The following is a 14518-nucleotide window of genomic DNA, read 5'->3' as shown; positions in this document are numbered from 1 at the left end:
ATCAAATAGAGGCTTTGCGGCGGTTGTACAACCCACCCAGCAAACCCGTCAGGCAACCGATGACCAAGCCGCTCAAGTGAGCCGCGTTGGCGATTTCGCCGAAACCGATCATCGAGATCAGCCCCGACATGCACAGCACCAGCCATATCAGCATCATTGCCAACACGCCACGCGGCAGGCGATACGCCGGGTTAGGCGACAACAATTGGAAGATCCAGCAATGCCCGAGCAGGCCATACAACACGCCGGACAAACCGCCAAACAAGCTCGGGCCACCATAGGCGTATTGCGCGTAATTGGACACCAGGCTGAACAACAGGGTCAGGCCCAGCAGGTTGATACTGCCCTGGCGCACTTCAATGCGCCGCCCCAGCTCCCAGTACCACATGCCGTTCATGGCCAGGTGCAGGATGCCGAAGTGGATCAGCATCGGCGTGACCAGCCGCCACCACTGCCCCGACGCCATGGTCTCGGCAAACGGGGTGAACTGGATGTAGTCGCCCATCACGTGAAACGGCAGGAAGGTCAGCCAGCTCATGGTCTGCAGGTTTTCACCCAGCAAGGTCACTGCGCCGACAATCATGCTCGCCAGCAGCACCAGCGCCGTCACCGGGCTGAAACGCACTTGCTGAACAAAGCTTGGCCGCGTGACCGGCGCCTGCTCGGGAATATCCAGTTGCTGGTCCGGGTCACCGGCGGGAAAGCGTTGATACAACACTTGTACGTCGGCACTGATGTTCTCGGGCACCCACAACACTTGCTCGCCTGCATCGAAACTGACGCGATGGGGCACTTGCATGCGTTGCAGCAGCTTGACGAATCCACCCAGGTCGACGCTCAGCGGCAAGCGCAATACAGCTACGGTGCTCATACAATGACCTCAGGGCGCTCAACGTCGACCCATACAAATTTACCCGGATCCAGGCGGGTTTCCTGGTCCAGTCGGTACGCCACCAGCTTGCCGTACAGCACTGCGCTGTAGTCCAGGCAGGCCAGGTTGTCGCGGATCGGCGCCGGTTTGCCGCTGCGCCAGTAATGGCCGACGAACAACAACGGCTCGTCGACGCCATAGCGCAGCAGGGAATTTTTTTCGGTCGACGACAACGGTGTACGTGCTACTGGTTCCGGCAGCGCATCGGGCTGGAACACGATGTCGCCGTAGGTTTTCGGGTCGTCTTCCCAAAATTTGGTGCGGAAAAATGAGCGCGTCAGGCCATCGCCACCGGTCAGCGTCAGGCCGTCCGGCAGGCGCATGTCGGTGCCGCGCAGCAGACGGTCGAAGGCGTTGCAGGCAAAACTGCCCGGCACGGCGGCGGCCTGCAAAAAGTGCTGGTCGATGCAGCCATCCGGGAAGGTGGCGCGCAGCGGTTGGATAAAGCCTTCGTCCCAGCACGCATGCACCACGCGAAACCGTCCGGCGTCGACAAACAGCGGCATGTCGTAGAACCAGCCGAGGAAGTCGTGCCAGTCGGCTGGGTGGTGCTCGAACTGGGTCAGGGTTTCGTGGATCAACCGCGCATGGCGTGGGTTGTGCTCGCGCACGAACTGCTTGCCACTGCCCGGCGGCGCCGGCGTGGTCCAGCCCAGCGCGTTGAACTCATGATTGCCCATGATGCACAGCGCCTGGCCGGCCTCGGTCATATCGTGGACGATATGCAGCGCCTCGCGGATGCGTGGCCCACGGTCGATGATATCGCCGAGGAACACCGCCATACGCGTCGGATGGCGCCAGGTTCCAGCCTGTTTGTGGTAGCCCAGCCGGTCGAGCAAGTGCTCAAGGGTATGAGCGCAACCGTGCACGTCACCAATCAGGTCGTAGCTACGCGCGGGATCGAGCATCAGTCGCCTCCACCCCCCAAGCGGCTGCCCCAGCCCAGCTTGGTGCGGCACACTTCGTAGTAGTTGTGGTCCAGCGGGTGGATCAACCGCAACTTCTGTGCCTTTTTGCTCACGGTGATGGTGTCACCGGGGGCGCAGGTGAAATGGTTCTGCCCGTCGCAGGAGACTTGCGGGTAGATCTGCATGTCTTTGGACACCACGATTTTCAGCTCACTGTTGCCATCGACCACAATCGGCCGGCTGGACAACATATGGGGGTACATCGGCACGATCACAATGGCGTCGAGCTTGGGGTGCATGATCGGGCCGCCGGCCGACAGCGCGTAGGCGGTGGAACCGGTCGGCGTGGCGACGATCAGGCCGTCGGCCTTCTGGCTGCACACAAACTGGCCGTCGATATACAGCTCGAACTCGATCATGCGCGTGGACTTGCCGGGGTGCAGCACCACGTCGTTGAGCGCATCGCCCTGGCCGATGGCCTCGCCGTGGCGGCGCACTTCGGCTTGCAGCAGGAAGCGGTTTTCCACCAGGTAATGGCCGTCGAGCACCTTGGCCACTTCGACTTCGAGGTCATCCGGGCGGATATCCGTAAGAAACCCCAGACTGCCACGGTTGATCCCCAGCACAGGCACGTTGTGCCGCGCCAGGGCACGGGCGGCGCCGAGCAGGCTGCCATCGCCACCCACCACAATGACCATGTCACAGACTTCGCCGAGCATCTTTCGCGACGAGGTTTGCAAGCCGTGGCCGGGCAGGATTTCGGCGATGGTGTCTTCGAGGATCACATGCAGGTGGCGTTCCAGCAGGAATTTTTTCAGCCGGCGGACGGTGTCCAGCACCTGGGTACTGCCCAGGCGACCGATAATGCCGATATTGCGAAATTGCTCCATGGGGCTCCTGCGGGATGTGGGGTCTGGCAAAAAGAACGATTATGGGCGAAAGGCCGCGTCAGGCAAAACCCTTTGTCGCCGCAGGGCCTTGATGACAATGGTTCTCAGCCACCCGTCAGTGCTCTAAAAGGCTATGCTCGGACCATGACTGTGTTCCCGGATCTGCTCAACCTGCCCCGCCAATTGCGGCACCCCGAGGTGCGCGACCTGGCGTGGGTGATGCTCGCCCCGCCGATGCTCGCGCAAACGCCCTGGCCGCAGCGCCATCCGCTGGCGGGCAGCGACTGGGTACAGGCACCACATCTGCTCGAACAGTGGCTACGGTCACTCGATCAAGACAGCAGCGCCTTGCAGCACTGGCTCAGCCTGTCGCGCACGCGGCGCCTGGGCCTGTACTACGAACGACTGTGGCAGTTTGCGGTGCAGCATGCGCCGGGCGTGGAGTTACTGGCCGCCAACCTGCCGATCCGCCGCGCCGGGCATACGCTGGGCGAGCTGGACATGCTGGTGCGCGACCGCGATGGCGTGCACCACCTGGAACTGGCGATCAAGCTCTATTTGGGGCCGCAGGACGGCAACGGCCAAGACACCGCGCAATGGCTCGGCCCTGGCTGTCATGACCGGCTGGACCGCAAGCTCGCGCACCTGGCCCAGCATCAATTGCCGATTTCGGCCCGCCCGGAAAGCCGCGAAGCCCTGGCGGCGCTGGACATTGTGCAGTTCGATGCGCATTTGTGGCTGGGCGGGTATTTACTCTATCCGTGGCCCGGCACCGCCGAATCCCCGCTCGGGGTTGACCCACAACACCTGCGCGGCCGTTGGCTACACCAGCGCGACTGGTGCAATTTCGTCAGCCAGAGCCCGCCGGGGCGCTGGCAGCCCCTGCCTCGGCATGCCTGGCTGGCGCCCGCGCATTACCCGGCGGATCAGGTGTGGCGTGCGGACCAGATGCACGCCTGGCTGGCTGAACTGGACCCGATGGCACCGGCCCAGCTATTGGTACGACTGGTTCAGACTGGGGAGGACTGGGAAGAGGCCGAACGCTTGTTCCTCGTTGCAGATCTGTGGCCAAACGTCCCAGGCATTACTTGAGTTTCAAGTGGCGTGCATACCAGGGTCGTTTCGGCACGCGCTTGAACAATGCCTGCAACCCTTCTTCTTCGGCGAAGGTGATGCGCAGTGCCAGCTTCATGGTTTCCGGGTCCATCTCCATCGACCGCCCCATCTGCAGCCCCGGCGTGGTGCTGCAACCGTGGGTGTCCGGCCCCAGCCATGGGTCAGCGACTTCCACCCAGCGGCCCTGGGCAAACCACTTGACCCCGTTGACCTCAAGCCGGCTGACCTCGCCTGGATTGAAACGCTCATGGGCGCGAAACCAATCCTCGATGCGATCATCGATCCAGCCGTGAAAGTGCCAGAACACTGGGTTTACATGGGATGAGAACGGGTCGCCCAGGAAGTCGTTCTCTGGCGCGTACCAACGCGCGGCAAAGTCCGCCGGGTCACGGGCGAATGGCACCGGGGCGCCGTTGGACGGGTCACGGGGCACCGAGGCCCAGCGCATGTGCAGCCAGTCATGCAGGCCCAGCTCCATCTCGGAACCCAACTGGCCCAAGGTCAGCTTGGCCAGGTAACGCGGGTCACGGTACTGCGACTCCCACACCTGGAAGTTGCTGTGGTAGGTCTCGGCCGCCTTGATAGCGCTGACCCATTGGGTGTAGTCGCTGTCATCGGGTGCCGCCCAACAGGGTGGCAGCGCAAAGCCGTCGTGGTTGTCGAAATAACGCAAAAACCCCAGGCGATCGCGCTCCAGCGCCGGCTGTGGCTCGGGGAATTGCGGCCAGGAAGGCAGCTCTTGCATGGAGCGCGCAGTGCCGAGCATATGCCGGTGCATGAAAAAGAAGTCGATACCCGAACCGTTGCGGTCTTTGCGTTTACCCCGCGCGTCGCGCTCCTGGCCGCGTGGCCCGGGTTGCCAACCGATACCGCGCAGGGCATCGCGTTTTTCCTCGGACAGCTTGTGCCACTGGTCACGGGTGGCGTGCCACAGCTGGTGGAACAGGCGGTGCTCAGGGGCGATCAGCCAGGCCAACAAGGTCGGGTTAAGGCCGATACGCTGGCGCGCTTCGGGGAACAGTTGCTTGTGGGCGATAAAGCGGTTGTCGCGCTCAGTCAAGGCAAGGGGGCGCTCAAGGTCGAGGATCTGCCCGCTCAGGGTGCTGCTGCCGGCATTGGCGAAGTCGGCCCAGACTTCGTCGAGGGTCATCTTGAACTCATAGGCCGGTGCGCCATCTGCGGCGTCGCGGTCGATCAGGCGCCAGTAGAGCACGGCGCCCTCGCCCGTCAGCAGATCACCGAGCACGCGGTAACGCGGCTCGCCCTCGGCACGCAGGTTTGCAGCGGTGTCCAGATAGCCGCGCAAACCACGGCCGCGTGGGGCGATGTCGAGCAACAGCTCCAGGCCTTGCAGCGGTAAGCCTTCAAGGCCCGCATCGCGACCTTCCAGGCGCAGGCTCCACACACCGCGCAAGGTATCGGCCAGGTGTTGGCCGGCGGTGTCGGCCAGGTCCACCGTGGCCTCGCCCGGCGTGATCGGGAATTCTTCACGCGTCAGCTCGCGGTGGGCATAAAGGGCCGCTGGCACGGCAGCGCCGGTCAGCGCCAGGCCGGCGATGAAGCCACGTCGAGAGAGGGTCATTGTCTACCTTAGGAAACAGCTTGATCAGAGCTAGAACGTTGACGGCCGCGAGAAATTTACCGATGCCGCGCCCAAGCCTAAATTTCCCCGGCCACGGCTCGTTCTTCCCTGATAGCAAAGGCCTCAACTGACTGAGATGGCAATGACAAAACCACGTTCGAAAAAGGCGCTGTATATCGGCCTGCCGCTGGCACTGGCCATCGGCGCCGGGGCCGGTTTTCTGGTCTGGGATCACTGGTTCAAAGGCAATGCCGGCTACCCGCTGGAGGTGATCAAACAGGCTAATGAAATGCAGGACCGCTTGTTGTCATTCGACAGCCATATCACCGTGCCCATGGATTTCGGCACCGCCGGCAACGAAGCCGACAAGGATGGCAGCGGCCAGTTTGACCTCGCCAAGGCAGCACGCGGGCGCTTGTCGGGCGCGGCCCTGACGATTTTCGGCTGGCCGGAAATCTGGAACGGCCCCAACGCGCCGCACAAACCCACCGACGGTTTTGTCGAAGAGGCCCGCCACGAGCAGGAGGTGCGCTACAAGATCATCTCCGGCATGGTGCGCGACTTCCCCAACCAGGTCGGCATCGCCTACACCCCGGACGATATGCGGCGCCTGCATGGCGAGGGCAAGTTTGCGATCTTTATCAGCATGCTCAACGCCTACCCGCTGGGCGACGACCTCAACCAGCTGGACCTGTGGGCCGCACGCGGCATGCGCATGTTCGGCTTCAGCTATATCGGCAATAACGCCTGGTCCGATTCGTCGCGTCCGCTGCCGTTTTTCAATGACACCACCGACGCGCTTGAAGGGCTGTCACCCATCGGCCAACAAGCTGTGCATCGCCTCAATGACCTGGGTGTGATCATCGATGTGTCGCAGATGTCGACCAAGGCGCTGGAGCAAGTCGCGCAATTGAGCCGCACCCCGATGATTGCCTCGCACTCGGCACCGCGTGCCTCGGTGGATATCCCGCGCAACCTCAGCGACAAAGAGCTGCAACTGATCAAAAACAGCGGCGGCGTGGTGCAGGTGGTGGGCTTCCCGGCCTATTTACGCCCCCTGAGCCAACCCACCCAAGACAAGCTCAACACCTTGCGCGCGCGCTTCGATTTGCCGCCGCTGCCCAACCTGGCCATGGCCTTGATGCCCGGTGACGCCATCATCGCCGCCTGGTCCGAGCAGAAGTTCGGCCAGTACGCCCAGGGGCTGTACGCCATTCTTGAGGAAGAGCCCAAGGCCACCCTCAAGGACTGGGGCGATGCCATTGACTACACCGTGCGCAAGATCGGCATCGACCACGTCGGTATCGCCTCGGACTTCAACGACGGCGGCGGTATCCAGGGCTGGGAGAACGTCGGCGAGGTGCGCAATGTCACCGCCGAACTGATCCAGCGCGGCTACTCCGAGGCCGACATCGCCAAGCTGTGGGGAGGCAACTTCCTGCGGGTGTGGGACCAGGTGCAAAAAGCCGCCAAGCCGTTGGCCAACCGCTAATTACTCAGAAGCCAGTCCATGACCGACCGCCGTACATTCCTCAAGCAGGCCGGGGTACTCGCCGCCAGCCTGCCTTTGGGCAGCGCAATGCTCGCGCACGCCCAGGCAGCCACCCAGGCGCCTGCCACCAATGACCCATGGACGGGTTTCAAGCAACTGTTCACCCAAGACCCCGACTACCTGCACTTTTCCAACTTCCTGGTGACCTCCCACCCACGCCCCGTGCGCGAAGCGATTGAGCGCTACCGCCAGCAGATCGACCGCAACCCCGGCCTGGCCATGGACTGGGGCCTGGAAGAAACCTGGAAACGTGAAGGCCAGGTGCGCGAATGGGCCGGACGCTACCTGAACGCCAAACCGGCGCAGATCGCCCTCACCGGCAGCACGTCGGAAGGCCTGGCGATGATCTACGGCGGGATCAAGCTGCGCCCCGATCAAGAGATTCTCACCACCGAACACGAGCATTACGCTACCCAGAACGTGCTGGATTTTCGCGTCGCCCGCCAAGGCACGCAGGTGCGGCGCATCCGTTTGTTCGAGCGGGCCAACCAGGTCTCCAGTGACGAAGTGCTGGGTAATATCAAGCGCGCCATTCGCCCCACTACCCGTGTGCTGGGCATGACCTGGGTACAGTCCGGCAGTGGTGTGAAGCTGCCGATCGGCGAAATCGGCAAGCTGGTGGCGGAACTCAATCGCAACCGCGACGACAATGACCGCATCCTGTATGTGGTCGATGGTGTACATGGTTTTGGCGTGGAAAACCTCGACTTCCCGGCCATGCACTGCGACTTCTTTATCGCCGGCACACACAAATGGATGTTCGGCCCACGCGGCACCGGGCTGGTCTGCGCCCGCGATGCCGAAAACAAATACGTCACGCCCATGGTGCCGACCTTCTCCGAAGACACCAACTTTGCCACCACCATGACGCCCGGCGGCTACCACGCCTTTGAGCATCGCTGGGCGGCGGATGAAGCCTTCAAGCTGCACCTGCAACTGGGCAAGGCACAGGTTGAGGCGCGTATCCACGCACTCAACAGCGAACTCAAAACCCAGTTGCTGGCGCATCCGCAGATCGAACTGGTAACACCGCGCAGCACCGACCTGTCCGCGGGCTTTACCTTCTTTCGGGTCAAGGACCAGGACAGCGAAGCGGTCGTCGCCCACATGCTGAAAAACCGCGTGGTGATCGATGCCGTCGACCGCGATGTCGGCCCGGTGATCCGCACCTCCCCCGGCCTGCTCAACAGCTCGGACGAAATCCAGCAGTTCATGGCCCTGTTGAGTCAACGCCTGTGATGCCCACTTTTTTCCTTTGAACGAGATGCCCACATGAATCCATCCCGACTCAAACCCCTGACCGCCCTGGCGCTGACGGCCCTGTGCGCGGCATTACTGCCCAACCTGGCGCAAGCCGCCACGCCGCAACCCGGCAAAGTGTTCAAGGACTGCAAGGACTGCCCGGAAATGGTGGTGCTGCCCGCCGGCACCTTCACCATGGGCACCCCGGAAGACGAAGTCGGCCGCGAGCCCGATGAAGGCCCGATGCATGAAGTGACCTTCGCCAAACCGTTTGCCATGAGCCGCTTCCACGTCACCGCCGGCGAATGGGACAGCTATATCCGCCAGACCGGCGTCAAGATCGCCGACGGCGACACCCGCCCCGGCCGCGAGTGCATCGCCAGCAAGCCACGCTACCCGCAAGGGCCACGCCAGCCCGCGGTGTGCATGGACATGGACGACATCAAAAATTACATCGCCTGGCTGTCGAAAAAAACCGGGCAGAAGTACCACATGGTCAGCGAAGCCCAGCGTGAATACGCCGCCCGCGCCGGCTCCACCGGGCCATTCCCCTTCCCGTTCGACGAGGGCAAGGGCTACAGCATCGCCCAGCACGCCAACACCTACGGCCCGGCAGATGGCTACAGTTATTCCTCGCCGGTGGGCAGCTACCCGCCGAATGCATTTGGCATGTACGACATGCACGGCAATGTGTATGAGCGGGTTGCCGACTGCGAGCACCCCAACTATATCGGCGCGCCTACCGACGGCAGCGCCTGGATGGAGCCCCACTGCGAGGGCTACCAGATCCGCGGCAATGACTGGGGCGAAGCGCCGGTGTTCTCACGTTCGGGCAACCGCAACACCATCTACCCGCAAACCCGCGGGGACTGGATTGGGTTTCGGGTAGTGCGCGAACTCTAAGCAGCACACCGAGCAAAATGTGGGAGCGAGCAAACCCGCTCCCACATTTAGTTTTGCATCAGGGCTGCTTGGCCAACAACTCCAACCCTTCATGCAACGCCGGGAACAGGCTGTTATTGAAGTTGTTCCAGCGCAATTCGAGGATGGTGTCCTCAGGCGAAATCTCGGTTTTCAGCACGTCGTGGAACACTTCGCCCGAATCAATGCCGTTGTCCACGTAGTGGAATGAAGCACCAGTGAGGTACAGCGGTTCGCTGGCCTTGGTTGCTTTGCTCGCCCAATCCACCACCGTCTGCCCACGCGCACCGTACAAGGCATTCCAGGTGGCATAGGCGCCACGGCGCTCGTAAGGCGATTCAATACGGGTAATGCCCGGGTGGATGTTCATGATCCGACGCGCAAACGGCGCACCGGGGCGCACCAGCTCATCGAGAATCACCAGCAGGCCGTCCAGCACCACGATGTCGGCTTTCAACTCCACCAGGGTGTCGTGCAGGCGACGTTCGAAATCCTGTTTGCCGGCGATGTGTTCGGCGCTGCCACGGGGCAGGCGGCGATAGGTAGACGGCACGCTCAGCAACAAGTCATTGACCAGGTTGCCCTGCACCCGCAGGTCCGCCGGGTACAGCCACTGGCGGCCTGGCTGGTAGGCAAAACCATAGTCGGCCACCAGCTGCTGGTCCCGTGGGTTCTGCTCGTCATCGTCATACACCACACCGACCAGATTGTAGGCCTGGCCCAAAGGTGTGTCGTTCAGCGAGCCCACCAGAAACTCCAGCACCGACTTCATATAGCGCTCGTGGTCCTTGTAGGCCACTGGCTGGCCGGCCTTGTCGGCGGCGGCATTTCTCAGGGACCAGACATACACCAGATTCTTTTTCGTCATTGTTTCGCTCTCGCTGGATAGATCAGGCACGCGTCGATACGCGTGCGCCTACACAACAAGAACGAACCAACCTGTTGGCAATTTATCGACCCGCTCCACCGCCCGGCATGCCGCGCTAAATAGTCGCCCCGGCACTTCGTTTGTCATGGGTAAGGGTCTGTGTGCCCAGCCCCCTCTTTTTCACTTTCCGGGAAGTATTTATGACCGACCCCAAGCGCGGCGCCTTTAACGGTTTGCTCGCATTGCTCAGGCCTTTTCGCACCATCGTGACGGTCTCTGTCGCCCTGGGCATGGCCGGCGGCCTGGCCATCACGTTGCTGCTGGCGACTATCAACAACGCCCTGCACTCCTCCACTGGCATGACCCAGGGCGTGGTCTTGACCTTCGCCGCGCTGTGCCTGTTGGCGCTGACCAGTTCGATCGTCTCGGATATCGGCACCAACTATGTGGGCCAACGGATCATTGCCGCCCTGCGCAAGGATCTCGGCGAGAAAGTGCTGTCGGCACCCATCGAGCAGATCGAACGCTACCGTTCGCACCGCCTGATCCCGGTGCTCACTCACGACGTCGACACCATCAGCGATTTCTCCTTCGCGTTTACCCCGCTGGCCATCGCCAGCACGGTGACCCTGGGTTGCCTGGGCTACCTGGCCTACCTGTCAGTGCCGATGTTCCTGATGATGATCGTTGCCATTGTGATCGGCAGCAGCGTGCAGTTCATCGCCGGCCACAAAGGCATTCGCGGCTTCGACGCAGCCCGTGACCTGGAAGACGAACTGCAGCGCTACTATTCGGCGATTGCCTCAGGCGCCAAGGAGCTGCGCATCCACCGGCCACGTCGCTACCGGATGAACACCCACCGCATCCAGGAAACCGCTGACCGGATCAGCGATATCCAGGTGCGCTCGGTCAACATTTACATCGTGGCCAAAACCTTTGGCTCGATGCTGTTTTTTGTGGTCATCGGCCTGGCCCTGGCCATGCAAGCCTACAGCCCCAACCCGGACCCGGCGGTGATCACCGGCTTTGTATTGGTGCTGCTGTACATGAAAGGCCCGCTCGAACACGTGATCGGTTACCTGCCGATCATCGGCAAGGCACGCATTGCCTTTGCGCGCATCACTGAGCTGTCAGATCGCTTCTCGTCCCCCGAGCCGCATTTATTGATGGACGGCAGCGAAGCCCCCACACCGGTGGTCAACAGCCTTGAACTGCGTGGCGTCACCTACAGCCCGCCGCCGGTCGAGGGCAGCGAGCCGTTTCATCTGGGGCCGATCAACCTGAGCATCAAACAGGGCGATATCGTGTTTATCGTCGGCGAGAACGGCTGCGGCAAGACCACACTGATCAAACTGTTGCTGGGCTTGTATCAACCCGACGCCGGGGAAATCCGCCTGAACGGCGAGACCGTGACCGACCCGGTGCGCGATGACTACCGCCAACTGTTCACCACGGTGTTCGCCGACTACTACCTGTTCGACGACCTGGTCCAGGGCAGCGCCACGCAATCGCTGGACAGCGCCGCCAAGTACCTGGAGCGCCTGGAAATCGCGCATAAAGTCAGCGTCAAGGACGGCGTGTTCAGCACCACCGACCTCTCCACCGGGCAACGCAAGCGCCTGGCGCTGGTCAATGCCTGGCTCGAAGAACGCCCAGTGCTGGTGTTTGACGAATGGGCCGCCGACCAGGACCCGGCCTTCCGCCGCGTGTTCTACACCGAGCTGCTGCCCGACCTCAAACGCCTGGGCAAGACCATCATCGTGATCAGCCACGACGACCGCTATTTCGACATCGCCGACCAACTGGTGCGCCTGCGAGCGGGCAAGGTCGTGCACGAAATGGAGCCGGCCTGAAATTTATTTTCCGGTTTTTACGGATAGGAACGTCTCACTAGTGGTAATGAGAATTGACCTCAATAAATACTTAGAACTGCCCACTTAAAAACATAGAAGAGAATGTATCCATGCCAGCAACGTTCGGTCTGAGTCCCTTGAGCAAGGCACTCTCCATGCGCCGCCTCTTGAACACCCCTCTCTTGCCAAGCGCCATTGCCTTTGCACTGGCACTGCCGGTCGCAGGTTATGTGCAGGCGCAGGAGGTCGAGCTGAATGTTCCCGCACAGCCGCTGGGGAGCGCGCTTCAGGAGTTCGGTCGCCAGACCAACTTGCAGGTGCTCTACAGTCCGACCGACGTCGAAGGCAAACGCAGCCACGCGATCAAAGGCAAGTTGCAACCCGGCCAGGCCATGACCACCTTGCTGTCCGGGACGGGCATCAGCTATGACCTGCAGGGCAGCTCATTCACCATCAGCGCGGCGAAAACGTCGGCACTGGAGCTGGGCGCAACCCAGGTGACCGCCAACCAGTTGGGCACCATCACCGAAGGCTCCGGCTCCTACACCCCCGGCACCATTGCCACCGCAACCCGCCTGGTACTGAGCCCACGCGAGACGCCGCAATCGATTTCCGTGGTGACCCGCCAGGCCATGGACGACTTCAGCCTCAAGTCGATCGACGACGTGATGCGTCACACACCGGGCATTACCGTTGCCGCCTACGACAGCGAGCGCACCAGCTATTTCTCCCGTGGCTTCGCCATTCAGAACTTCCAGTACGACGGTATTCCGATCCTGCAGGATGCCCAGTATTCGTCCGGCCATACGTTGACCGATACCGTTATCTACGACCGCGTCGAGATTCTCAAGGGCGCCACTGGCCTGCTGACCGGCGCCGGCGGCCCGGGCGGCACCATCAATATGGTGCGTAAAAAACCCACCTCGGAATTCAAAGGCTATGTCGACCTGGGCGCGGGTTCCTGGGACAACTACCGCTCGGAAATCGATGTCAGCGGCCCGCTGACCGAGTCCGGCAATGTGCGTGGCCGAGCTGTCGCGGCCTACCAGGACAAACATACGTTCCTCGATCACTACCAACGCCAGACCAACGTCTACTACGGCATCCTTGAGTTCGACCTGGCACCGGATACGTTGCTGACCGTCGGTGGCGACTATCAGGACAGCGACCCGCAGGGCTCCAGCTGGTCCGGTTCGGCCTCACTCTTTGACTCAGCCGGTAACCGCATCAGTACACCGCGCTCGTTCAACAACGGCGCCAAGTACAGCAAGTGGAAACAGTACACCCGTACCGCCTTCGCCACCCTGGAACACACGTTCGACAATGGCTGGGTCGGCAAGGCGCAGTACAACCACCAGATCAACGGCTACAAAGCCCCGTTGTCGGCCCTGCTGTCACCCAATGCCGAAACGGGCAAGGCATCGCTGCTGACCCGTACCTACAATGGTGAAACCACCAGCGACACCGGCGACCTGTACGCCACTGGCCCGTTCAGCCTGTTCGGGCGTGAGCATGAGCTGGTAGTCGGCACCTCGGTATCGCGCTCGCGCTGGCTGGGCAGCGACTACACCAACGCCACCAACTACGACAACAGCCACGACTACTTCAACTGGGACGGCGACGCCCCCAAACCGGACCGTGGTCCTCGAACCAAAAAGAACGACGAGCTGACGCGCCAGAGCGCCAGCTACATCACCGGGCGCTTCAGCCTCGCGGATGACTTGCACCTGATCCTCGGCACTCGGGTCAACAACTACGAAGTCAGCGGCACCAGCCAGGTCAAGGACACCGGCAAGGTTGTGCCTTACGCCGGCATCACCTATGACCTCAACGATAACTTCTCGGCCTACGCCAGCTTTACCGAGATCTACCTGCCGCAAGACGACTACCGCGACCGCAATAACAAGCCGATCGAGCCCGATGAAGGCAAGAACTACGAGATCGGCCTTAAAGGCGAGTTCTTCGACGGTCGCCTGAATTCCAGCCTGGCCTACTTCGAGGTCCACGAGAAAAACCGCGCCGTCGACGATACCGACTACATCCCCGACAGCTACCCGGGCCTGGATTACGCTTCAAGGGGCACCGAAGCCAAGACCAAAGGCTACGAAGCGGAAATCTCCGGTGAGCTCACGCCCGGCTGGCAGTTGCAGGCGGGCTATACCCACAAGATCATGCGCGACAAACAGGGTGAGAAGCTCTCCACTTGGGAACCGGAAGACCAAGTCAATATCTACACCAGCTACAAGCTGACCGGCCCGCTCGACAAACTGACCCTGGGCACCGGCGTGCGCTGGCAAGGTACCGGTTGGAAGTTGCTGAGCAACTACGCCAAAGGTACCGAGGAAAACTTCTCCCAGGACCCGCTCTGGATCGTGGACGCGATGGCCCGCTACCAGGTGACCGAGAACGTCTCGGCGACCCTCAACGTCAACAACATCTTCGACAAGAAGTACTACACCAACATCGGTTTCTACAACTCGGCTTACTACGGCGACCCGCGTAACGTCATGCTCAGCACCCGCTGGAACTTCTGATCCAGCCCAAGCCCCTGGTCATCGCTGATGACCAGGGGCTTTTTGTTGCCTGCTAAAACGTGGCTCATGCCGAGTAACGCAGATAAAAAAACGCCCCTGGCCATAGGTCCAGGGGCGTTTC

The 14518-nt window shown here is 61.7% G+C and carries 11 protein-coding genes; 6 read left to right on the top strand and 5 right to left on the bottom strand.

Annotated features, from left to right (window positions below; translation table 11 throughout):
- Position 1 precedes the first annotated feature (1 nt).
- The 3 genes from FFI16_RS10050 to FFI16_RS10040 are packed head-to-tail and all read right to left on the bottom strand — an operon-like array spanning position 2 to position 2729.
- A complete protein-coding gene (locus tag FFI16_RS10050) occupies positions 2 to 871 on the bottom strand; it encodes a rhomboid family intramembrane serine protease (RefSeq protein ID WP_138815152.1) in 870 nt (289 codons plus the stop codon).
- Positions 868 to 1842, bottom strand: coding sequence for a metallophosphoesterase (locus FFI16_RS10045; RefSeq protein WP_371923622.1), 975 nt, complete (start codon positions 1840 to 1842; stop codon positions 868 to 870). Before FFI16_RS10045 ends, FFI16_RS10050 begins: the two co-directional genes overlap by 4 nt.
- Positions 1839 to 2729 carry an NAD(+) kinase gene (locus tag FFI16_RS10040; RefSeq protein ID WP_010210870.1) on the bottom strand — a complete coding sequence of 297 codons (891 nt, stop codon included), beginning with the start codon at positions 2727 to 2729 and terminating at the stop codon, positions 1839 to 1841. The genes FFI16_RS10045 and FFI16_RS10040 overlap by 4 nt, the downstream gene beginning before the upstream one ends.
- Before the next feature lie 144 nt (positions 2730 to 2873).
- Here FFI16_RS10040 and FFI16_RS10035 point away from each other — a divergent pair, with 144 nt between their 5' ends.
- The gene (locus FFI16_RS10035) at positions 2874 to 3821 is read left to right on the top strand and encodes a DUF1853 family protein (RefSeq protein WP_138815150.1); all 948 of its coding nucleotides are present in this window, start codon (positions 2874 to 2876) and stop codon (positions 3819 to 3821) included.
- Here the strand turns inward: FFI16_RS10035 and FFI16_RS10030 are convergent.
- Entirely contained in the window at positions 3814 to 5427 is a 1614-nt protein-coding gene (locus FFI16_RS10030; RefSeq protein ID WP_138815149.1) for a PvdJ/PvdD/PvdP-like protein, read from the bottom strand. The genes FFI16_RS10035 and FFI16_RS10030 overlap by 8 nt on opposite strands.
- 142 nt (positions 5428 to 5569) lie before the next feature.
- Here FFI16_RS10030 and pvdM point away from each other — a divergent pair, with 142 nt between their 5' ends.
- From pvdM to FFI16_RS10015, 3 genes are read left to right on the top strand one after another with little or no spacing between them, the layout of a single operon-like run.
- On the top strand, positions 5570 to 6919 hold the full coding sequence (pvdM, locus tag FFI16_RS10025; RefSeq protein WP_065931288.1) for a pyoverdine-tailoring dipeptidase-like protein PvdM: 1350 nt from the start codon (positions 5570 to 5572) through the stop codon (positions 6917 to 6919).
- An 18-nt stretch (positions 6920 to 6937) separates the two neighbouring features.
- Positions 6938 to 8218 (top strand): aminotransferase class V-fold PLP-dependent enzyme, encoded by a 1281-nt coding sequence (locus FFI16_RS10020; RefSeq protein ID WP_138815148.1) that lies wholly within the window; start codon positions 6938 to 6940, stop codon positions 8216 to 8218.
- A gap of 33 nt (positions 8219 to 8251) precedes the next feature.
- The gene (locus FFI16_RS10015; protein WP_138815147.1) at positions 8252 to 9124 is read left to right on the top strand and encodes a formylglycine-generating enzyme family protein; all 873 of its coding nucleotides are present in this window, start codon (positions 8252 to 8254) and stop codon (positions 9122 to 9124) included.
- 58 nt (positions 9125 to 9182) lie between these two features.
- On the opposite strand, the gene FFI16_RS10010 is transcribed toward FFI16_RS10015, so the two are convergent.
- Complete coding sequence (locus tag FFI16_RS10010; RefSeq protein WP_138815146.1) at positions 9183 to 10010, bottom strand: N(5)-hydroxyornithine transformylase PvdF; 828 nt, start codon at positions 10008 to 10010, stop codon at positions 9183 to 9185.
- A 200-nt stretch (positions 10011 to 10210) separates the two neighbouring features.
- On the opposite strand from FFI16_RS10010, the gene FFI16_RS10005 reads away from it, so the two are divergent.
- Together FFI16_RS10005 and FFI16_RS10000 are read left to right on the top strand one after the other, a co-directional pair.
- Positions 10211 to 11863, top strand: coding sequence for a cyclic peptide export ABC transporter (locus FFI16_RS10005; protein ID WP_138815145.1), 1653 nt, complete (start codon positions 10211 to 10213; stop codon positions 11861 to 11863).
- A 155-nt stretch (positions 11864 to 12018) separates the two neighbouring features.
- Positions 12019 to 14397, top strand: coding sequence for a TonB-dependent siderophore receptor (locus FFI16_RS10000; protein WP_138815144.1), 2379 nt, complete (start codon positions 12019 to 12021; stop codon positions 14395 to 14397).
- Positions 14398 to 14518 lie beyond the last annotated feature (121 nt).

It is taken from the genome of Pseudomonas sp. KBS0710 (assembly GCF_005938045.2).
Classification (GTDB): Bacteria; Pseudomonadota; Gammaproteobacteria; order Pseudomonadales; family Pseudomonadaceae; genus Aquipseudomonas.
Note: the sequence above shows the minus strand (reverse complement) of the source record. Positions and strands in the feature narration are given on the sequence as shown.